19 protein-coding genes are annotated in these 19,496 nt (G+C 39.5%); 10 read left to right on the top strand and 9 right to left on the bottom strand.

Features of this window, described 5'->3' with window-relative positions:
• Nucleotide 1: 1 nt before the first annotated feature.
• Nucleotides 2-991, bottom strand: coding sequence for an inner membrane protein YhjD (yhjD, locus tag PSF27_RS08335; protein ID WP_206084836.1), 990 nt, complete (start codon nucleotides 989-991; stop codon nucleotides 2-4).
• A gap of 172 nt (nucleotides 992-1,163) precedes the next feature.
• The gene (locus PSF27_RS08330; protein WP_272538935.1) at nucleotides 1,164-1,568 is read right to left on the bottom strand and encodes a DUF1090 domain-containing protein; all 405 of its coding nucleotides are present in this window, start codon (nucleotides 1,566-1,568) and stop codon (nucleotides 1,164-1,166) included.
• A 234-nt stretch (nucleotides 1,569-1,802) separates the two neighbouring features.
• On the opposite strand from PSF27_RS08330, the gene PSF27_RS08325 reads away from it, so the two are divergent.
• Both PSF27_RS08325 and gorA read left to right on the top strand, forming a co-directional pair.
• Nucleotides 1,803-2,645 carry a 23S rRNA (adenine(2030)-N(6))-methyltransferase RlmJ gene (locus tag PSF27_RS08325; protein WP_272538936.1) on the top strand — a complete coding sequence of 281 codons (843 nt, stop codon included), beginning with the start codon at nucleotides 1,803-1,805 and terminating at the stop codon, nucleotides 2,643-2,645.
• Between the two features lie 138 nt (nucleotides 2,646-2,783).
• Nucleotides 2,784-4,136, top strand: a complete 1,353-nt coding sequence (gene gorA / locus PSF27_RS08320; protein ID WP_272681263.1) for a glutathione-disulfide reductase — start codon at nucleotides 2,784-2,786, stop codon at nucleotides 4,134-4,136.
• Nucleotides 4,137-4,358: 222 nt separating this feature from the next.
• On the opposite strand, the gene PSF27_RS08315 is transcribed toward gorA, so the two are convergent.
• The 4 genes from PSF27_RS08315 to mobA form a co-directional block, all read right to left on the bottom strand.
• The gene (locus PSF27_RS08315) at nucleotides 4,359-4,958 is read right to left on the bottom strand and encodes a glutathione S-transferase family protein (RefSeq protein WP_272538938.1); all 600 of its coding nucleotides are present in this window, start codon (nucleotides 4,956-4,958) and stop codon (nucleotides 4,359-4,361) included.
• Between the two features lie 49 nt (nucleotides 4,959-5,007).
• Nucleotides 5,008-5,706 carry a helix-turn-helix transcriptional regulator gene (locus PSF27_RS08310; RefSeq protein ID WP_206084831.1) on the bottom strand — a complete coding sequence of 233 codons (699 nt, stop codon included), beginning with the start codon at nucleotides 5,704-5,706 and terminating at the stop codon, nucleotides 5,008-5,010.
• A gap of 69 nt (nucleotides 5,707-5,775) precedes the next feature.
• The gene (gene mobB, locus PSF27_RS08305) at nucleotides 5,776-6,294 is read right to left on the bottom strand and encodes a molybdopterin-guanine dinucleotide biosynthesis protein MobB (RefSeq protein WP_272573878.1); all 519 of its coding nucleotides are present in this window, start codon (nucleotides 6,292-6,294) and stop codon (nucleotides 5,776-5,778) included.
• A 2-nt stretch (nucleotides 6,295-6,296) separates the two neighbouring features.
• Nucleotides 6,297-6,884 carry a molybdenum cofactor guanylyltransferase MobA gene (mobA, locus tag PSF27_RS08300; protein ID WP_206084829.1) on the bottom strand — a complete coding sequence of 196 codons (588 nt, stop codon included), beginning with the start codon at nucleotides 6,882-6,884 and terminating at the stop codon, nucleotides 6,297-6,299.
• Between the two features lie 215 nt (nucleotides 6,885-7,099).
• Here mobA and PSF27_RS08295 point away from each other — a divergent pair, with 215 nt between their 5' ends.
• From PSF27_RS08295 to PSF27_RS21210, 5 genes are all read left to right on the top strand, one after another.
• Nucleotides 7,100-7,369: a YihD family protein gene (locus PSF27_RS08295; protein WP_206084828.1), complete on the top strand. Its 270-nt coding sequence runs from the start codon at nucleotides 7,100-7,102 to the stop codon at nucleotides 7,367-7,369.
• A gap of 3 nt (nucleotides 7,370-7,372) precedes the next feature.
• On the top strand, nucleotides 7,373-8,368 hold the full coding sequence (locus PSF27_RS08290; RefSeq protein ID WP_272681262.1) for a serine/threonine protein kinase: 996 nt from the start codon (nucleotides 7,373-7,375) through the stop codon (nucleotides 8,366-8,368).
• 33 nt (nucleotides 8,369-8,401) lie between these two features.
• A complete protein-coding gene (gene dsbA / locus PSF27_RS08285) occupies nucleotides 8,402-9,022 on the top strand; it encodes a thiol:disulfide interchange protein DsbA (protein ID WP_206084827.1) in 621 nt (206 codons plus the stop codon).
• A gap of 418 nt (nucleotides 9,023-9,440) precedes the next feature.
• Nucleotides 9,441-12,233: a DNA polymerase I gene (polA, locus tag PSF27_RS08280; RefSeq protein WP_272681261.1), complete on the top strand. Its 2,793-nt coding sequence runs from the start codon at nucleotides 9,441-9,443 to the stop codon at nucleotides 12,231-12,233.
• Between the two features lie 333 nt (nucleotides 12,234-12,566).
• Nucleotides 12,567-12,614, top strand: a complete 48-nt coding sequence (locus tag PSF27_RS21210; protein WP_438361642.1) for a hypothetical protein — start codon at nucleotides 12,567-12,569, stop codon at nucleotides 12,612-12,614.
• Nucleotides 12,615-12,726: 112 nt separating this feature from the next.
• On the opposite strand, the gene yihA is transcribed toward PSF27_RS21210, so the two are convergent.
• On the bottom strand, nucleotides 12,727-13,338 hold the full coding sequence (yihA, locus tag PSF27_RS08275) for a ribosome biogenesis GTP-binding protein YihA/YsxC (protein ID WP_206084825.1): 612 nt from the start codon (nucleotides 13,336-13,338) through the stop codon (nucleotides 12,727-12,729).
• A gap of 312 nt (nucleotides 13,339-13,650) precedes the next feature.
• On the opposite strand from yihA, the gene ppiA reads away from it, so the two are divergent.
• The 3 genes from ppiA to PSF27_RS08260 all read left to right on the top strand — a co-directional run bounded on the left by ppiA (nucleotide 13,651) and on the right by PSF27_RS08260 (nucleotide 16,763).
• Nucleotides 13,651-14,223: a peptidylprolyl isomerase A gene (ppiA, locus tag PSF27_RS08270; protein WP_206084824.1), complete on the top strand. Its 573-nt coding sequence runs from the start codon at nucleotides 13,651-13,653 to the stop codon at nucleotides 14,221-14,223.
• 620 nt (nucleotides 14,224-14,843) lie between these two features.
• Complete coding sequence (locus PSF27_RS08265) at nucleotides 14,844-15,419, top strand: aminodeoxychorismate synthase component II (RefSeq protein WP_004265957.1); 576 nt, start codon at nucleotides 14,844-14,846, stop codon at nucleotides 15,417-15,419.
• A gap of 129 nt (nucleotides 15,420-15,548) precedes the next feature.
• Nucleotides 15,549-16,763, top strand: a complete 1,215-nt coding sequence (locus PSF27_RS08260) for an aspartate aminotransferase family protein (protein ID WP_272681260.1) — start codon at nucleotides 15,549-15,551, stop codon at nucleotides 16,761-16,763.
• A 60-nt stretch (nucleotides 16,764-16,823) separates the two neighbouring features.
• Here the strand turns inward: PSF27_RS08260 and PSF27_RS08255 are convergent, their stop codons facing one another.
• Nucleotides 16,824-18,185 (bottom strand): hypothetical protein, encoded by a 1,362-nt coding sequence (locus tag PSF27_RS08255; protein WP_272681259.1) that lies wholly within the window; start codon nucleotides 18,183-18,185, stop codon nucleotides 16,824-16,826.
• Nucleotides 18,186-18,364: 179 nt separating this feature from the next.
• Complete coding sequence (locus PSF27_RS08250; protein ID WP_272681258.1) at nucleotides 18,365-19,339, bottom strand: hypothetical protein; 975 nt, start codon at nucleotides 19,337-19,339, stop codon at nucleotides 18,365-18,367.
• Between the last annotated feature and the right edge of the window lie 157 nt (nucleotides 19,340-19,496).

Below are 19,496 nucleotides of genomic sequence, written 5' to 3'. Positions count from 1 at the left end.
ATTAGAGTGTGGCTTCTTGTTGTGAGCCTTTGGGTTCGTCCGTCGCAATCCATGCGGCACAAAATAAGGTTAAGCGAGCAAAGAAGTAGAAGAACGCCATTAGACCCAGCACAGAACCAAATGCGGCACCTGAAGGTGATGACGCCAAATTTGGTAAAATCCACGTCATTACTGATTTAATAATTTCAAAGCCAATCGCGGCTAATAGTGTGCCTTTGAACAAGGAACGGCGGCGGTGTTGCATGCGTGGTAGGATCCAAAATATCCATAAAAACAACAGGAAGTTTGCTGTGATGGATATTCCTAAACCGATTAACGTCCACGCTGGTTTTAGCCACTCAATACCATCTAAGCCCAGTGTGCTGACGATGGTGGCTTGAGCTGAACCTGCAACGGATGTCAGGGTAATGGTGACAATCAGCGCAATTAATAGGCCAATTAAAGCAAAAAAATCACGAATGTAGCGGAAAACGATATTTTCTTGTTCATCTTCATTTCGTTCCCAAACAGGCCTTGATTGCGCCAAAATCGCTAACCGTAAGTTATTCACCCAGTTAACGCCTGAATACACGGCTAGTGCCAAACCTGTTAAACCAACTGTTGTCCGCTGGCGAATTGCGGTATCAATTGTTCTTTCTAATGTATTGGCGAGAGTAGGGTCAGTAATATTGGCAGAGATGCTGCGAACCAGTTTTTCAAGGAGTTCAGGATTACTGGCTAACACAAAACCTGCGGCAGCAAAGGAGAACATCAATACAGGAATTAACGAGAGAAAAGAAAAGTAGGTGATTGCGGCGCCAAACTGGTTGCCCATGCGGTCAGTAAAACGCTGTGCGGTACGAATTAAATGTGCAATAAAAGGGATTGCGGTAACAAAATTCACCACACGCATAGAAAAAGTGAGCGCTTTTTTACTGCCATCGAGGCTTTTTGTCAGTGTCGCTTTCAGTTTATTGGTTTCTTTTTGTTCGTCTTCCTGCCTATCTGACATTGATGTCCCTCTTATTTTTACTGCTAAATTAGTGCAGTATTTCGAGCAATTTGCTGTTTATTAACGATAACCTGCCATTACTATAGCGTAAATTTATGGATAACTTTACTCCAATGCCGATTTTTCAATGAAAACAGGCATTGAAGTGCGGTTAATAATGAAATGAGAAAGACTAAAGAGCGTCTTTGTAGGTTTGTAATTCTGCTTGTGCTTGTTTTAATTCTTCTTGTGCTTCAGCTAATTTGCGCTCACGTTTTTCGATTTTACTGCGGTCATTGCCCTTTATTTTTTCTTCTTGTAACTCCGCTTCGCGCTCTTGGACTTTTTCGGTTTTTTCTGCGACATCTTTTTGGCTATCACGGTATAAAGATTCAGGTGTGCAATAACGGTTTACATTGTTTAACGCCTGTTCTAAGCCATTAACACGATATTGGTTACCATGTTGTTTGGCGTATTTAATTTGTTCTTCAATATTTTGTTTTTTTATTTCGCAGCCATTTTGGCCTTTAGCCGCCATTGCTGAAGTGCTAGTAAAAAAAACAGCAGAAATTGCGGTGATGATGAGTAACTTTTTCATTTTTTTTCCCTTAAATGTGTCAAAATTTGTGTTTAGGATAGCGTTTTATCGCATTTAGGTCATGCGGATTTTACTGATTTTATGACTGTGACAATTATGACCAAATTTCGCTATAATGGCGCACAAGAATCAATACGGCCTATTTTTTATTCAAAAAGGCGCTCTTTTACGCATTTATTTAATAGTAACCACAATGGTGGTTAGTGTTGAATTTCCTCAGGAAATAAACGTTACATGTTAAGTTATCGTCATAGCTTTCACGCAGGCAACCATGCTGATGTGTTAAAACACACAGTACAGAGCTTGATCATCGAATCTTTGAAAGAGAAAGAAAAACCGTTTTTATATTTAGATACGCACTCAGGAGCGGGTCGTTATCAATTAACGGGTGAACATGCAGAAAAAACCGGTGAATACCTCGACGGAATTGCACGTATTTGGGCGCAGCCGGATTTACCTGAAGAATTACTGCCGTATATGAATATCGTGCGTCGCCTTAATGACGGCGGGCGTTTACGTTATTATCCAGGTTCGCCGTTATTAGCCAAATTTTTATTACGCGAACACGATAAACTGGTATTAACTGAATTACACACCAGCGACTATCCTTTATTACGTGGTGAGTTTTTGAAAGATAGGCGTGCGCAAGTTTCACGGGAAGATGGCTATCAACAGTTGAAATCAAAATTACCTCCGCACAGCCGCCGTGGTTTTGCTTTGATGGATCCGCCCTATGAGATGAAATCAGATTATGAAGCGGTCGTGAAAGCGGTTGCGGAAGGGTATAAACGCTTCGCAACAGGCACTTATGCAATTTGGTACCCAGTGGTATTGCGCCAGCAAATTAAGCGCATGGTCAACCAATTAGAAGCGACAGGCATTCGTAAAATTCTACAAATTGAGTTAGCTGTGCGTCCTGATAGCGACCAGCGCGGTATGACGGCATCAGGAATGATTGTTATTAATCCACCTTGGAAACTTGAACAGCAAATGAAAAATGTGCTGCCGTGGTTGCATAAAACGCTGGTTCCAGAAGGTACAGGACACACGTTAGTTGAGTGGATTGTGCCTGAGTAATTCACCTAATTAATAGGCGATACCAATTGAAATAACAGGCATGGACTATCGTAAATCGCTATTTATCTCATGACAATGGATAGCGACCTGCGAGAAAATGAACAAATAAGTCATTCAATAAATGGGAATAACCAAATTATGAGCAAACATTACGACTATATTGCAATTGGTGGCGGAAGCGGTGGTATTGCATCGATGAACCGTGCGGCGATGTATGGACAAAAATGTGCCTTAATTGAGGCGAAAGCATTAGGCGGAACATGCGTTAACGTCGGCTGTGTACCGAAAAAAGTGATGTGGCATGCTGCGCAAATTTCAGAAGCCATTCGCAACTATGGCCCTGATTATGGTTTCGACACAACCATTAACCATTTTGATTGGAAAACCTTAATTGAGAGTCGTACTGCTTATATTGATCGTATTCACCAATCCTATGACCGTGTATTAGGGAATAATAAAGTGGATGTGATCAGCGGTTTTGCGCGTTTTGTGGATGCGCATACTGTTGAAGTGGATGGTGAAACCTATACTGCCGATCATATTTTGATTGCAACAGGTGGTCGTCCTGTGATCCCTGCGATCCCAGGTGCGGAGTACGGCATGACTTCCGATGGTTTCTTCGAACTGGCGGATTTACCAAAACACGTGGCGGTTGTTGGCGCGGGTTATATTGCCGTTGAACTAGCGGGTGTATTAAATGGTTTAGGGGCTGAAGCGCATTTATTTGTCCGTAAACATGCGCCATTGCGTTCATTTGACCCACTGATTGTCGAAACGCTGGTGGAAGTGATGAACACCGAAGGGCCAAAACTGCACACTGAATCAATTCCAAAAGAAGTGGTGAAAAATGCCGATGGTTCATTGACGTTGAAATTGGAAAACGGCCATCAACAGACTGTCGATGCATTAATTTGGGCTATTGGTCGTGAGCCAATGACAGATAACCTGAATATTGAAGCAACAGGTGTCGCGTTAAATGAAAAAGGCTACATCAAGGTCGATAAATACCAAAACACTAACGTTGCAGGTGTTTATGCGGTTGGTGATAACACGGGTGCAGTGGAATTAACACCAGTGGCGGTAGCCGCAGGGCGTCGTTTATCTGAGCGCTTGTTTAATAACAAGCCAGATGAGCACTTAGATTACAGTAATATCCCGACTGTTGTATTCTCGCATCCGCCAATTGGTACTGTCGGTTTAACCGAGCCAGAAGCCGTTGAAAAATACGGTGCAGACAATGTGAAAAGCTATAAATCATCGTTTACGGCGATGTATACCGCAGTGACTTCCCATCGCCAACCTTGCCGCATGAAGTTAGTTTGTGTTGGTGAAGATGAAAAGATTGTCGGAATTCATGGTATTGGTTTCGGTATGGATGAAATTCTTCAAGGTTTTGCGGTCGCATTAAAAATGGGCGCAACCAAGAAAGATTTCGATAATACCGTGGCTATCCATCCAACCGCAGCGGAAGAGTTTGTGACGATGCGTTAAGCATTGCCATCTAAATTTAAAAGCTTAACTTTGATGAGCTTAGCTTGAGGTTGTTGACAAAGCAGGATAAAAGCGTCGTTTTTCCTGCTTTGTGTTATCAGCCGAAAATCAATAAATTGATTTTCCTAATTTGTTTTCAAAACCTATCCAACCTGCAGTCAAACCTAATCGGTTTGTCAGCAGTCAGAAGCTAAGCTTTGATGAGCTTAGCTTTTTTTGAAATTATTTTTCCAGTAGCTCTGCAATTGCAGGGATGGTTGCTAAGCTATCAAGGTATTTTTTCATTGCAGGAGTGGCTTCCATAATTTGGTATTTGACTAAAAACATCACAAATGCCCCGACATATACATCGACAGCGGTAAATTGTTCGCCACAAATAAATGGGTTAGCACTGTTTAAACCCACCTCTAAGCAGGCCATTGTGCGTTCAACAGAGCCAAAGCCAGACGATTTTTGCTGCTCTTCGTTTAATTGAATACCTAAGTCACTGACCGTAAAGGCTGATTCAATTGGCCCTGCGGTAAAGAAAAACCAACGATAATAAGCAGCGCGTTTTGGGTCATCCAGTGCAGGTGCTAAGCCTTTTTCAATGAACTTATCTGCTAAATAAGTACAAATCGCTGCAGTTTCAGTGACGATAGCATCTCCATCAACTAATGCAGGCACTTTAGCCATCGGGTTAATCGCGAGGTATTCAGCGGTGTGCATGTCTGCGCCATAGCCTAGCTCAATGCGTTTGTAAGGAACATCTAGGATTTTTAATAATAAATCGACGGTATTGCCGCGTGACATTGAGTTAGTAAAAAGGACGAGTTCGCTCATGGTTATTCCCTTATATGAAGTTGAGTACTTACTATAAGGGAGGGGAGTGTCAGAAATTGTCAGGAGAGACACACAACACGTCTTTTTGCCATCGTGCTAATAAATATTCCTTTGGATACGGTAGTTTATCGGAAAGTGCAAAATACGACTGAATACGATCCAAGCGAAAGTGACGGTAGCTTTCTCGTAATTCACACCATGCTGCTAAGACTTGGGACTCTTTCATATAACCAATGGCAATTGGCCAAATAACGCGTTCGGTTGATTGGTTTTGGCCATCAAGGTAAGTCATTCGGGCTTTGCACTCTTTTCGTAAACTTAAGCGTAAGTCCTTAGCAATTTTATCATTGATGTCATAATAATGGGTTGTAGGGGCAAATAAGGTATTTTGATTGAGGATCTTTTGGGCATTCCCCGCGACCACCGCATTGATTTTACTGATTGCACGTATGGCTGAATTTTTAAGTTCAGTATCCGCATTACTTTTTACCCAACGCAAACCTAAAATCAATGCTTCTAATTCATTTTCATCAAAGGTTAATGGCGGTAATAACAACCCTGTTTTGAGTTGGTAACCGATACCTGCTTCCCCAACAATTTCAGCCCCTTGATTTCGGAGAGATTCTATATCGCGGTAGACTGAGCGAATACTTACTTCCAACTGGGAGGCAAGGGCTTCTGCCGTAATTGGATAACGGTTTTCTTTTAAGATTTGTAATAAGGTCAGCAAGCGTTGAGTACGAGTCATAAGTCTTGTTTATTTTCATTTAATACGTATTGCGCCTATTTATGCAACTAATAGGCGCAATGTGCGCAGTTATCGGCTTTTTTGCCACCAAGACACAATGTAATCAGCCACTTGTTCTGGGTTATTGATGTCAAGCTGTGGCACTTGAGTATCAATGATTTCATTACTGGCGACAGCGACTACATAGTTATCGATCAGGCCATTCAGTGGTTTTCCAACCTCAGATCGAAATAAAGCGATTTTATCGATCGTCTCATGTTTAAATCCTTCGACGAGAATCAAGTCTAAAGACGCAGGATCAAAACGGCTTGCTAAATAATACAGATCCATTTCTTTGGATTCTGGGGTTTCTGTCATAAGCGCCCAGCGCTTTTCGCTGGCGACAAGGGTTTGGTCAGCACCTGCTTTGCGTAATTCAAAGCTGTCTTTACCAGGTTTATCCACCTCCATATCATGATGGGTGTGCTTGATTAAACCGACACGGACGTTACGTTGCCTAAGCAGTGGAATGACTTTTTTTAATAATGTTGTTTTACCTGTGCCGCTGTAGGCGGTAATTCCGAGTAGAGGTAGCGTATTTTGTTTCATGGCTATTTTTGTTGTAACTCCCAGTTACGGCTATCTTCTGGTGTATTCAAGTTAGCGAATGAACCAGATTCTGACGAGAACGTGATGCCTTTTGCATTGATTTTTTGCATAAACAGCATCAATTTGCGATCACCTCTGGCGAGATAATCATCGAGTTGGGATTGGAGACTGCGGTGTAACAGGGCGAAAGTGGGGTGTTCGCGCTCGGTATCTTGAGCGTAACAGGCCAAATGCTGATCTTTTTCCATGAACATTTTTTCCGCTAAATTCAATGGGAAAGAAGGAACATCGCAAGGGACAAATAGCAGCCAATCGGTTTTGGCGCAACGAAGAGCTGCTTGCATACCTGCTAAAGGGCCTGAAAAATCCGCATTTAAATCCGTAATAACCGTCAATTGGCTTTGACGATATTCATCTTGATTGCGATTGGCATTAATCATCACTTGGTGAACTTGGGGGGATAAGCGTGCGAGGATATATTGGTACAAAGGCTTGCCTAACAAAGGCACTAAGCCTTTATCTTGCCCGCCCATACGTGTTCCTCGGCCACCTGCCAGTATGACCCCTGTAATTGACTGTCGAAATGACATATTCAATATCCTTGAATATCTTCAAGAAAATGTTTCAACTTACCTGCAAACACTTTCGCGTATAGTAATTGCTAAAATTTATTCTATTTTGCTATAAAATCAATGAATATTCGTACGTATTGGCGCTAAACTTTACGTAGATTGACAACAGTTCGCTTTTTCTCTTGTATGATTATTGATAACTTGTATCGAATATTCGTGATAAAGGAATAAACATGAAATGCCATCGCTTAAATGAAGTTATTGAGCTTCTGCACCCTGTTTGGAAAGATAACTCAGATTTAAACCTTGTTGAATTATTGCAGAAACTTGCTGATGAAGCGGGCTTTAAAGGCAGCTTATCTGAATTAACGGATGATGTATTGATTTATCATCTGAAAATGCGTGGCACTGACAGTAACGATGTGATCCCTGGGCTAAAAAAAGACTATGAAGATGACTTTAAAACGGCCATTTTGCGTGCTCGTGGGATCATAAAAGACTAAATCATGAATGAGATAGAACCTTCGAATTTCCATTTTAGTGGGATTTCACCTGACTTGATTTTAGACGCGCTAATGGAAGCGGGGATTTACCTAGAATCAGGGCTGACTGAATTAAACAGCTATGAAAACCGCGTTTTTCAGTTTCAAGATGAAAATCGTCAACGTTATGTGGTGAAGTTTTATCGGCCTGAACGTTGGAATCGGTCGCAAATTCAAGAAGAACATGATTTTACGCTAGAATTACATGATGAAGGACTTCCTGTTGCAGCCCCTCTTGAGTTTGCTGGGCAAACGGTGCTGGAGTTTGGTGGCTTTATGTTTGCTGTTTTTCCGAGTATCGGTGGGCGGCAATATGAAACAGACAACTTATTTCAGCTCGAAAGCGTAGGGCATTTATTAGGGCGCATTCATCAAATTGGTCAGCGTAAAAACTTTGTATTTCGTCCGACAATAGGCGTGGATGAATACCTTGATAAACCGCGCGATATTATTGTTTCAAGTTCATTGTTAAAAGAACGCGATAAAGAGCCATTTGTAACATCGTTGGATAAGCTGATTGCACAGGTCAAACTGCAATGGCCAACAAGCTTATCTACCCTAAGGCTGCAAGGGGATTGCCATCCAGGCAATATCTTGTGGCGTGATGAGGCTTGGATGGTGGATTTCGATGATGCGCGCAATGGCCCTGCGATTCAAGATTTATGGATGCTGCTCAATGGCTCACGCCAAGAGCAACTCATTCAATTAGATACGTTATTAGAAACTTATAATGAGTTTTCTGATTTTGATGTAAAACAGCTGAAGCTGATTGAGCCGCTTAGGGCGATGCGTATGGTTCACTATCTCGGGTGGATTATTCGCCGTTGGCAAGACCCTGCATTTCCTCGGGCGTTTTCGTGGCTACAGGCTGATGATTTTTGGCAAAAGCAATCTCTTGAGTTTGCGCAGCAAATTGAACGGTTGCAGGATGCTCCTTTGCAATTAACCCCGCAGTTTTAACATTTAAGTCTTTGTTTTTGGAGAATGTAGTCTATGAAAAAAATTATGTTGGCTTTGCTTGGTATTGCCATGTCTTTTGGTGCTGCAGCGGCAAATTACACGGAAGGTAAAGAGTATACCGATGTTAAACCTGTGCAAAACCTGCCACAAGTTTTAGAGTTTTTCTCTTTTTACTGCCCACACTGTTACCAGTTTGAAAGTGTGTATAAAGTGCCACAAACGGTAGAAGCAAATTTACCGGAAGGCGTAAAAATGGAACGTTATCACGTTGATTTCTTAGGGCCTTTAGGCGCTGATTTAACGCAAGCGTGGGCAGTTGCTATTGTATTGAAAGCAGAAGATAAAGTGACGCCAATTCTGTTTGAAGGCATCCAAAAAACACAAACTATCAACAGCAAAGCTGATATCCGTAATGCTTTCATCAAAGCAGGTATCTCTGGTGATGAGTATGATGCAGCACTGAATAGCTTCGTGGTCAAATCTGTGGTGGCAAAACAGCAAAATGCTGCCCAAGATTTAAAACTGCGTGGTGTGCCAGCATTATTTGTTGATGGTAAATATCAAGTCCGCAACAACGGTATTTCAGCTGATAAAGCGGAAGACTATGGCAAAGAGTTCTCCAATGTGGTGAATTTCTTAGTGAATAAAAAGTAAGCCTTCTTGATGGTGGCAAATCATGCCACCATCAAGCTATTTCCCCTCACTGCTGAATCAATATCCACAATTCGACGACTCTCTTCATCTTGTGTTAAATCAAAACATGTATTATCTAACCCATTGATTTTTATTTCTTGTTTTTATATACAAACAACCTCTTTCTTATTGAATTCAATCAATAACATAAATATATACACACGGTTATCCACAGGATATTCCATTACGTAGTGTGATTAGCCATGGGGTGAATAATCACTTCGTTGGCTTGAATTAGCGATCATTTGTTTGAAATTGGTCGCGATTTCAACAGAATTTCGGCAGAGGGTTGGCGTAATGTAAAACTTGGGATGTATCCTAAGCCACATTATGGCATCCTATGGCTCTTCATTCCCGATTAACAAGATGATGACAGACTATGGCTCAGATTGCAGAAAACCCCCTTATTTTGGTTGATGGTTCTTCCTACCTATACCGTGCTTATCATGCATTCCCTCCGCTTACAAACAGCGCAGGTGAGCCTACAGGTGCCATGTATGGTGTGCTCAATATGTTGCGCAGTTTAATGCTGCAATATAAGCCTAGCCATGTCGCGGTTGTCTTCGATGCGAAGGGAAAAACGTTTCGTGATGAATTATTCGAAAGTTATAAATCTCACCGCCCACCGATGCCTGATGACTTGCGGGCACAAATAGCGCCATTACATGAAATGGTTGAGGCGATGGGGTTACCGTTGCTGGTTGTTTCAGGCGTAGAGGCTGATGATGTTATCGGGACGTTAGCCCGTGAGGCGAGCCGTAAAGGTATGCCTGTTTTGATTAGTACGGGTGATAAAGATATGGCGCAATTGGTTGAGCCAAATATCACACTGATCAATACCATGAACAACACCATCTTAGGCCCTGATGAAGTCAAAGATAAGTATGGTGTTCCTCCTGAGCTTATTATTGATTTCCTCGCATTGATGGGTGACTCGTCAGATAACATTCCGGGTGTACCGGGTGTTGGCGAAAAAACGGCATTAGCACTGTTACAAGGTATTGGTAGTTTAGACGCCATTTACAACGACCTTGATGCTATCGCGCCATTAGGTTTTAGAGGTTCAAAAACGTTAGCCCCTAAAATGGCGGAAAACCGTGAACTTGCGTTTTTATCCTACCAACTGGCGACGATCAAAACCGATGTAGAGCTAGATAAAAGATGTGAAGAATTACAAGTGACTGAAATTGATGCAGATAAGCTTCATCAATTATTTAGCCGCTATGAATTTAAACGTTGGTTAGCGGATGTTGAAAACGGCTCTTGGATGGATGGCAAAGGTGTCAGTAATAAAGCGGCTCCAACGCCTGCGACGGCACCAGTAAAAGCCGCGGCCCCTGCAACACCAACACTGAGTGCTGAAAATTACCAAACCATTTTAGAAAAAGCCGATTTAGACCGCTGGATTGAAAAACTGAGCGCCGCCTCTTTATTTGCTTTTGATACCGAAACTGACAGCTTAGACACGCAAGAAGCGCGTTTGGTCGGCATGTCATTTGCGATTGAAGCGGGTCATGCGGCCTATTTGCCTTTAGGCCACGATTACCTTGATGCACCCGCTCAGTTACCGCTTGATGAAGTCCTTCAAGCGATGAAACCGATTCTTGAGAGCGAAAAAATTCTCAAAATTGGTCAAAACCTGAAATATGACGCGGAAGTTTTAGAAAACTATGGCATTGAATTAAAAGGTATTGGCTATGATACCATGCTGGAATCCTATGTATTAAATAGTGTGGCAGGTATGGGACGTCATGATATGGATAGCCTTGCAGAACGCCACCTTAACCATAAAACGGTCAGTTTTGAAGAGATTGCAGGTAAAGGTAAAAAGCAGCTGACGTTTAATCAGATTGCGCTAGAAGAAGCCGCGAATTATGCAGCTGAAGACGCTGATGTCACCTTGTTGCTGCATCAAGCACTTTATCCGCAGGTAGAAGCGGAGCCAAAACTGAAGCACATTTTTGAAAATATCGAAATGCCGCTGGTGCCTGTGTTAGTTCGCATGGAGCGCAAAGGGGTATTAATTAATGCAGCGACACTGGCAGCACAATCCAAAGTGATCACGGCGCGTTTAGCTGAATTGGAAAAAGAAGCGTTTGAACTGGCGGGCGAAGAGTTTAATCTTGCATCACCAAAACAGTTGCAGACTATTTTATTTGAAAAACTGCAATTACCCGTGATTAAGAAAACGCCAAGTGGTGCAGCATCAACGAATGAAGAGGTATTGGAAGAGCTAGCGCTTAACCATGCGTTGCCTAAATTGCTTTTGGAGCACAGAAGCTTAGCCAAACTGAAGTCGACCTACACAGATAAGCTGCCACTCATGATTAACCCGCGTACTGGCCGCGTTCATACTTCTTATCATCAAGCGGTTACGGCAACAGGGCGTTTATCTTCACGAGATCCTAACTTACAAAATATTCCTGTAAGAACAGAAGAAGGGCGGCGAATTCGCCAAGCGTTTGTGGCGCGTGATGGTTATAAAGTCATGGCGGCTGACTATTCACAAATTGAATTACGTATTATGGCGCATTTATCTCAGGATAAAGGCTTACTTACCGCGTTCGCAGAAGGGAAAGATATTCATAAAGCAACGGCAGCAGAGGTGTTTGGTATTCCTCTTGATGAAGTGACTAGCGATCAACGTCGCAGTGCAAAAGCAATTAACTTTGGCTTGATTTACGGTATGAGTGCTTTTGGTTTAGCGCGTCAGTTAGGCATCCCGCGGGGTGAAGCTCAGCGTTATATGGATTTATATTTTGAACGTTATCCAGGTGTTCTACGTTATATGGAAAATACGCGTTTACAGGCATCTGAACAGGGTTATGTTGAAACCTTAGAAGGGCGTCGATTATATTTAGCAGATATAAAATCCAGCAACGGTATGCGTCGTAAGGCCGCAGAGCGTGAAGCGATCAATGCTCCAATGCAAGGCACTGCAGCTGACATCATCAAAAAAGCGATGATTGCTGTCGATAACTGGCTACAAACGGAAAAACCACAAGCAGATATGTTAATGCAAGTACACGATGAATTGGTTTTTGAGGTCAAAGAGTCTGAGTTAGAGCGTGTTCAAGCTCAGGTACAAGCCCTGATGGAGCAAAGCTTGAAGCTTGATGTACCGCTCAAAGTGGAAGTTGGTATCGGGAATAACTGGGATGAAGCCCACTAGTTTTTGATGAGCTTAAAGTTGAGAAGCGCCTAATGAAATTTTATTAGGCGCTTTTTTATGAATACGTTTCGGGTAGTTATGCGTTTGGTATTATTGACTGCAAATTGAACATAATTACTCGATAATTCACTGAATTTTAACTTGAAAAATTAAAAATAAATGACATATTTATGCGATGTAGCTCTCATAAATATGTAATAAAAATACGATTTTTTATCTTGATTTGAATATATGGGTAGCTGAATCGTAGTAAGCTTTGAAAAAAAACTACAAAAAGACTTTTTTTCGAGCGAAAAATAAAGTACATTAATAGGCGTAGGGTACAGAGGTAAGATGTTCTATCTTTCAGACCTTTTACTTCACGTAATCGGATTTAGCTGAATATTAGCTGCTCCAGTCAAAGTTTTTGACTGGAGCATTTTTTTATCTAAAATTCAGGCAATTAGATTTGAGGCAGGTTAGTGAGCCATCAGTGACTCACTTGTTTGGTCGGTTACGCTGGCGTGTTATACCAGCTATCTAGCTTAATTCGCAGTTTATCAACACCAATCTTTTTCAGTGCAGAGAAATATTCAACCTCAATATCCCCTTCTAATGGTGCCAGCGCTTCACGCACTTCTGTAAGCTGTTTCTTTCTTGCGCCTGATGCCAGCTTATCGGCTTTTGTCAGCAAGACTAAGACTGGCACATTCATCGCGACAGACCATTCAATCATCTGCATATCGAGATCTTTTAGCGGATGACGGATATCCATTAAAACGACGAGGCCTTTAATGCACTCTCTTTTTTGCAGATATTCGCCAAGTGCTTGTTGCCATTTGCGTTTCATTTCTTCGGGAACTTCGGCATAACCATAGCCTGGAAGATCAACAAGACGTACACCTTCTTCAACTTCAAATAGGTTGATGAGCTGAGTTCTTCCAGGTGTTTTACTGGTACGTGCTAAGCTTTTTTGCTGTGTTAATGCGTTTAACGCACTGGATTTACCTGCATTTGAGCGGCCAGCAAAAGCCACTTCAATACCCGTATCTTTGGGTAGATGACGAATATCGGGTGCACTGATGACAAATTTTGCCATCTGATAGTTATGATTCTTAATTGCCATTTGTCGTTCTCCCTGAGTTAGCCTCAAAAGGCGGGGGGATTATAGCTTTGCTTGGCCTCTTCCGACAACTCGAAATATTACCCGCGCTTGGGTAATCCTATAATGAATGACCAGATAAGAGTAGAAAAAGTAGGCAATGGAGAAATAATCACAATTCTCGACGTTTTTTATCGAAATTGGCCTACAATCTAACGCAATTTGTGATTTTCAAGCTTTTGGCGTAAATATAGGTAAATCTTTAGCAATCTTGATGGCTTCGCTCTAGAATTGCCTAACTGCAGTTGTAATATGTCATAACGAAAGGGATCTTACATGTTAAAACGAATTTTTGTGCCACTTTTGGCCGTCTGCGCAATGAGCGCCTCCTCTTTTGCATTATCGGCGGGTGAGACTTACATCAAATTAGTCACGTCTGCGGGTAATATTGAACTAGAATTGAACAGTAAGAAAGCACCAGTGACGACAGAAAACTTTGTCCAATATGTTAATGAAGGTTATTACAACGGAACAACCTTCCACCGTGTTATTCCTGGTTTTATGATCCAAGGTGGCGGTTTCGATAAAGATTTACAGCAAAAACAAACTCGCGCACCTATCAAAAATGAAGCGGATAATGGCTTGCGTAACTTACGTGGTACCATTTCAATGGCCCGTACAGCAAATAAAGACAGCGCAACAAGCCAGTTCTTTATTAATGTTGCAGATAATGCATTTTTAGACCACGGTCAACGTGACTTTGGTTACGCCGTGTTTGGTAAAGTTGTTAAAGGCATGGATGTTGCAGATAAAATCTCTAAAGTGAAAACGGAGAATGTCGGCCCATACCAAAATGTTCCCGTAGAGCCAATTACAATTATTTCAGCTGAAGTGATTAAAAAGCCTTAATGCTGTTTAGTGGGTAAGCGGATGAGTTTACCCACTTTTACTACTCAAAAAGCCGTTTTTTAAGTTCGCTATACATTTCATCACGCCTATCTACCGCAATAATGGTTACGGTGACATTAATATCACTGGAATTATCACTTTTCACTGTATGAACAAGACGATACGCATCATTCTTGAGCTTAATTTTATAGCAATTATGCTGTAGTGAAAGTCGGTTCTTTCATCACCGCTGCAGGATTTTTTTTAAATTTGCTTTTAGCTCTATTTTTAGTGCTAATTTTGGCTCTAATTTAATTTTTGTCTATTAAATCCACGAAAAGTTTGTCTGAATTTCACCGTTTTAGTCAATACTTTTACTCCCTTGTATTTAAAGTAATTCTTAATCTCATTATGAAATTGTTATGTTGGTGTAAATATAATTCCATGATTTTTATATGGAAATTTTTATGGATAAAAAGCATTCCTTGACTTAAATAGGCTATTTTCTTGCTTAGGCTGTGCTATGATAGCCGCCCTTTGTTATTTTTCGTGGTGTTTTAATCATCGTTCTGATTGTCAATATCCGAAAAATATGCATGGGATATAATATATAATGATAAAAATCAGTCGGATAGGCTACTATGCTTCTACTTATTGATAATTACGATTCATTTACTTACAACCTTTACCAGTACTTTTGTGAGTTAGGTGCTGAGGTTGTTGTAAAACGTAATGACGAAATTACCATCGAAGAAATTGAACAGCTTTCGCCTACGCATCTGGTGATTTCACCTGGGCCATGTACACCAGATGAAGCTGGGATCTCCCTTGAGGCGATAAAGTATTTTGCGGGGAAATTGCCTATTTTGGGGATTTGCCTTGGCCACCAAGCTATAGGGCAAGCTTTTGGCGCATCAGTCGTCAAAGCCCGTGAAGTGATGCACGGAAAAACATCCGCAATTCATCATAACCATCAAGGTGTGTTTAAAGGTTTGAACCGCCCGTTGACGGTCACTCGTTATCATTCTCTCGTTATTGCAGCAGAGACACTTCCTGTTTCTTTTGATGTATCAGCATGGTCACTGAATAACGGTGATGTAGATGAAATCATGGGAATACGGCACAAAACCTTACCAATCGAAGGCGTTCAGTTTCACCCTGAAAGCATTTTGAGTGAACAAGGCCATGAGTTATTGAACAACTTTTTAAAGTATTAGTCTGGCAATATTACTAATAATAAATTAATTATGCATATTTCCCCCTTGCCTATTGCTCTTTTGTGATTTTTTATTCATATTTGATGCTTATATTTTCACTTAAGCATCCAGTTAGAGCAGGTGAGGGGTATGACAGAACAACAATCAGTAAATCGGCAGACTTTTGACCAAGTCATGTTGCCTATATTTTCGCCCGCTGAGTTTATTCCAGTAAAAGGCGAAGGAAGCCGAGTTTGGGATCAGCAGGGCAAAGAATACATTGATTTTGCAGGGGGAATAGCCGTTTTAGCGTTAGGGCATTGCCATCCAAGTTTAGTCGCAGCAGTCCGCGAGCAAAGTGAAAAACTCTGGCATGTCAGTAATATCTTTACCAATGAACAAGCACTTAAACTCGCGCAAAAGATCACTCAAGCGACATTTGCCGATCGCGCATTTTTTGTGAACTCAGGTTCAGAAGCCAATGAAGCGGCTTTTAAGCTAGCGCGTCGTTATGCCATCACAAAATACAGTCCTTATAAAACCAAAATCATTGCATTCAAGCAGGGGTTCCATGGCCGCACACTATTTACCGTTTCGGTTGGTGGGCAAGCTAAATACGCAGACGGTTTTGGGCCAAAGCCTGCGGACATTATCCATGTACCTTTTAACGACCTTGATGCAGTTAAAGCGGTGATCGATGAGAACACTTGTGCGGTTGTTTTAGAGCCCGTACAAGGCGAAGGTGGCGTCACTGCCGCTACGTCAGAATTTCTGCAAGGTGTTCGTAAGCTGTGTGATGAAAATAACGCCTTATTAATTTTCGATGAAGTACAAAGTGGAATGGGGCGCACAGGCAAATTATTTTCTTATATGCACTATGGTGTGACACCTGATATTTTAACCACGGCAAAAGCATTGGGCGGTGGTTTTCCAATTAGTGCAATGATCACCACAGAAGAAATCGCGAAAACCATGGAAGTCGGTTCTCATGGTACGACTTATGGTGGTAATCCATTAGCTTGTGCGGTGGGTAATGCGGCATTTGATATTATTAATACCGAAGAAGTGTTAAACGGTGTCGAAAAACGTCGCGAGCTATTTGTTGCACATTTAAATAAGCTGAATGATAAATATAACATTTTTTCTGAAATCAGAGGAATGGGGTTATTAATCGGTGCTGAGTTAGACGGCAGGTTACTCAACCGTTCGAAAGATATCTTACAAGCCAGTGCAGTAGAAGGGCTAATGATGTTAAACGCTGGCACTAATGTACTGCGTTTTACACCTTCACTGATTATTTCTGAAGAAGAAATTAACAGTGGTATGGCAAAATTAGAGACGGCGATTGGGAAGTTGTTGAAATAACGGATAGATAAGTTGCAGAATGATTTCTGCAACTTATTGAAAATATTGTTTTTATAACGATTATTGAGCTGACAATAGTATTTTTTTCATCTCAGCTTGGGCTTCTAACCGTGCTTGTAATTGCTCTTTTGAGCTATTAATTGGTATTCCAGCAGCTAGGCATTGAACTTTATGTGTATGCGAGTATTTTTTTATTCCTTTATTATTGGCTAAAGGATATTTATTTTTTAGTGTCTCTTCTTTTTGAGCTATTTTTTCCTCATTAACCTTAGTGTCTGGTGTAAGGTTATTACCTTCATTATCAGAATAGTAGCCAGAAGATAACGAGGTGAGACTAATTGAGGCTATCGATGGTGCTCTATTGGCAAGCTTCTCCTGTAGCGCTCTAATTTTATGGTTATTATTATTATTATTAATTCTTAAGTCTTGGACTAAACCTCTATAATCAAGGTTATCATTAGCTAACTCTTCTATTAAATTATATAATGACTCATTTTCAAATATTAAATTATCAATATTTTTATTATTTTTTTTGTTCTCTACTTCTGGTTTCTTTTCAAAAAAATCGTCAAAGTCAAAGTTGTGAGATTCATTATGGTATATAGGCGTATTATCTTCATCATAAGTAATTAAAGGTTCACTAGTTATTGTTTTTTTTAGGGCGAAAATATTTTTTCCTAGAGCATTTTTATCCAGTGTAATATTGTGAACTTTATTTTTTATATCTTTTAACTCATTGCTCAATAAAGTCCTTACTGAGCTTTGTATTTTAATTAACTCTTCAATTTTTTCATTTTTTTCTTCTATATCATTTTCTATTGATATTTCTTTTTCTAATGAGGCTAAGTATTTACTTTCTTTTTTTAAATGTGAAATTCCTCTTGTTTTTGATTCATATCTTATGGATGATTTCAGATCATCAATTTCATTTTTTAGCTCTTCGTGTTTATTTGTCAATTTTTCACTTTTGTCTAATAAATCTAGGTAATGTTTAAGGTAGCCTATTGTTTCATTTTGTGTTTCTATGATTTCATCTGTAGCTGGATTTTCGCTAAAAAATTTATTCTTATCTAATAAATTATCAATGGAGTTTTCTATTTTATTTTTTAAATCCTTAATGAATTGTGGGATATTAAATGATTTTTCTATTAGCTTATTTTCGAGGGAAAATATTGTTTTTTTGTTTGAGTTTAATTTATTAAATAAATTTAAATTACTTTCCTTTGAACTAACTACGGTTAAGTTAATATGAAATGTTGATTCCGTATTTTTTGGGTTAAAACGAAAAAATGAGAAAGGATTATTTACTTTCATATTTTTAATTTTCTGTATAATACTAGGGGGTTCTCTCATTGCCCCAGTTGATGAACTTTTTCTGTATAGCGAGCTAGTTATGGTATTGTTTAGGGTGTTAGTTTTCATAGTCATATCCTATATTAATGCTAAGAAGTAATTTGCTAAATAAATATTCATTCTTAATGTTGAAGAATTAATTTATTCAATATTTTGGTTTTGTCTTATGGCATTGTGATTATGCATCATAAGATGTAATTAATTATTAATGTAATGATGGTTTTAAATAAATGCAAAAGGTGTTTTACTCAATGGTTTATTTTTTTTAGTTCTTTCAATAAGTTATCATTAACATTAATTTGATTTTGTATTTTAATGATATTATCTTTAAGTGCATCCATTTCCATTGTTAGTCTTTGTTCTTTTTTAATACTATTGCTTATTTTTATTAAGTCAGAGGTTTTAATTGAATTGATATTCCTATTTTTTTGTTTTTTATAGTCTAATGGCGTAGGTTTGTTAGATAGCTTGTAATGTTGTTTGATATATTGTGTTCTTAATGCTGAGGTTTTTGTTTGTAGTATATTTCCCTTAAACTCAAAAGTGCTTTTAGGTAAAGGGATGGCTTTAGAGTTATATTGGCTGTTGTCAGTGACTTTATCGTGTACATATGCAATTTTTTTCTGAGAAAAGTCCGTTGTTTTTTTCTTAATTGGTTCTAAAGATAAGTCAATATTATTGATATTTTTTTTGTTTATTCTAATTATTAAAGGGATTTTAGTGCCGTTTTTATTTTCTAGTTGCTTTGGCTGATGATAGTTTCTTATGATTTCATCTTTTATTTCTGAATTTTTGATGTTAATCCCTGGGATTTTAACGTATCGGTACAAAAAATTGGCATATCCATATATTTCTTTATCAGCATTGTTAAATTCGTCAAATACAGTCTGATTTTCTTTTATTAGCGAATCGGCATCTTGCTCATTATAAAAAGTAGATGCGTAAAATTTATATAAATTACCTTTCAATTGATTAACTTTATATTTAAACTCGTCAGCGCTTAATAATTTAGTATCATTTACATCTTCTGAATCACTTTCATAAGCAGAATCAATACTTTCTAGGCTACAAGTATGTGATGGTTTGAATTGTCGATGAGCGGAAAATGGTTCTTTTCTCGATGTTGTAGTCACGGTGAAAATTTTTTTTATGAAATCATCGGAATTACTAATATTTTTAAAAATTTCGGAATGACCTGATAACTTGCTCAGTGTAACTTTCATGAACATAACTCCCTATTAATATTATAATTATTATTTTATAGGTAGCTAAAAAGAGAAAATATAAAGAAACGATACTCATTAAAAAATGATATACAAAACAATCGTATTCTGGAGGAATAGCGTTATACTCATGATATAACGCTATTCGAAAGTGTGC

The sequence above is a fragment of the Providencia sp. PROV129 genome, from assembly GCF_028482245.1.
Lineage (GTDB): Bacteria > Pseudomonadota > Gammaproteobacteria > Enterobacterales > Enterobacteriaceae > Providencia > Providencia vermicola.
This window is presented reverse-complemented; position numbering and strand designations above follow the sequence as displayed.

Excerpts from the sequence above, each read along its gene's own strand:
- yhjD (WP_206084836.1), bottom strand. The coding sequence starts at position 991 with ATGTCAGATAGGCAGGAAGACGAACAAAAAGAAACCAATAAACTGAAA.
- PSF27_RS08330 (WP_272538935.1), bottom strand. The coding sequence starts at position 1,568 with ATGAAAAAGTTACTCATCATCACCGCAATTTCTGCTGTTTTTTTTACT.
- PSF27_RS08325 (WP_272538936.1), top strand. The coding sequence starts at position 1,803 with ATGTTAAGTTATCGTCATAGCTTTCACGCAGGCAACCATGCTGATGTG.
- gorA (WP_272681263.1), top strand. The coding sequence starts at position 2,784 with ATGAGCAAACATTACGACTATATTGCAATTGGTGGCGGAAGCGGTGGT.
- PSF27_RS08315 (WP_272538938.1), bottom strand. The coding sequence starts at position 4,958 with ATGAGCGAACTCGTCCTTTTTACTAACTCAATGTCACGCGGCAATACC.
- PSF27_RS08310 (WP_206084831.1), bottom strand. The coding sequence starts at position 5,706 with ATGACTCGTACTCAACGCTTGCTGACCTTATTACAAATCTTAAAAGAA.
- mobB (WP_272573878.1), bottom strand. The coding sequence starts at position 6,294 with ATGAAACAAAATACGCTACCTCTACTCGGAATTACCGCCTACAGCGGC.
- mobA (WP_206084829.1), bottom strand. The coding sequence starts at position 6,884 with ATGTCATTTCGACAGTCAATTACAGGGGTCATACTGGCAGGTGGCCGA.
- PSF27_RS08295 (WP_206084828.1), top strand. The coding sequence starts at position 7,100 with ATGAAATGCCATCGCTTAAATGAAGTTATTGAGCTTCTGCACCCTGTT.
- PSF27_RS08290 (WP_272681262.1), top strand. The coding sequence starts at position 7,373 with ATGAATGAGATAGAACCTTCGAATTTCCATTTTAGTGGGATTTCACCT.
- dsbA (WP_206084827.1), top strand. The coding sequence starts at position 8,402 with ATGAAAAAAATTATGTTGGCTTTGCTTGGTATTGCCATGTCTTTTGGT.
- polA (WP_272681261.1), top strand. The coding sequence starts at position 9,441 with ATGGCTCAGATTGCAGAAAACCCCCTTATTTTGGTTGATGGTTCTTCC.
- yihA (WP_206084825.1), bottom strand. The coding sequence starts at position 13,338 with ATGGCAATTAAGAATCATAACTATCAGATGGCAAAATTTGTCATCAGT.
- ppiA (WP_206084824.1), top strand. The coding sequence starts at position 13,651 with ATGTTAAAACGAATTTTTGTGCCACTTTTGGCCGTCTGCGCAATGAGC.
- PSF27_RS08265 (WP_004265957.1), top strand. The coding sequence starts at position 14,844 with ATGCTTCTACTTATTGATAATTACGATTCATTTACTTACAACCTTTAC.
- PSF27_RS08260 (WP_272681260.1), top strand. The coding sequence starts at position 15,549 with ATGACAGAACAACAATCAGTAAATCGGCAGACTTTTGACCAAGTCATG.
- PSF27_RS08255 (WP_272681259.1), bottom strand. The coding sequence starts at position 18,185 with ATGAAAACTAACACCCTAAACAATACCATAACTAGCTCGCTATACAGA.
- PSF27_RS08250 (WP_272681258.1), bottom strand. The coding sequence starts at position 19,339 with ATGAAAGTTACACTGAGCAAGTTATCAGGTCATTCCGAAATTTTTAAA.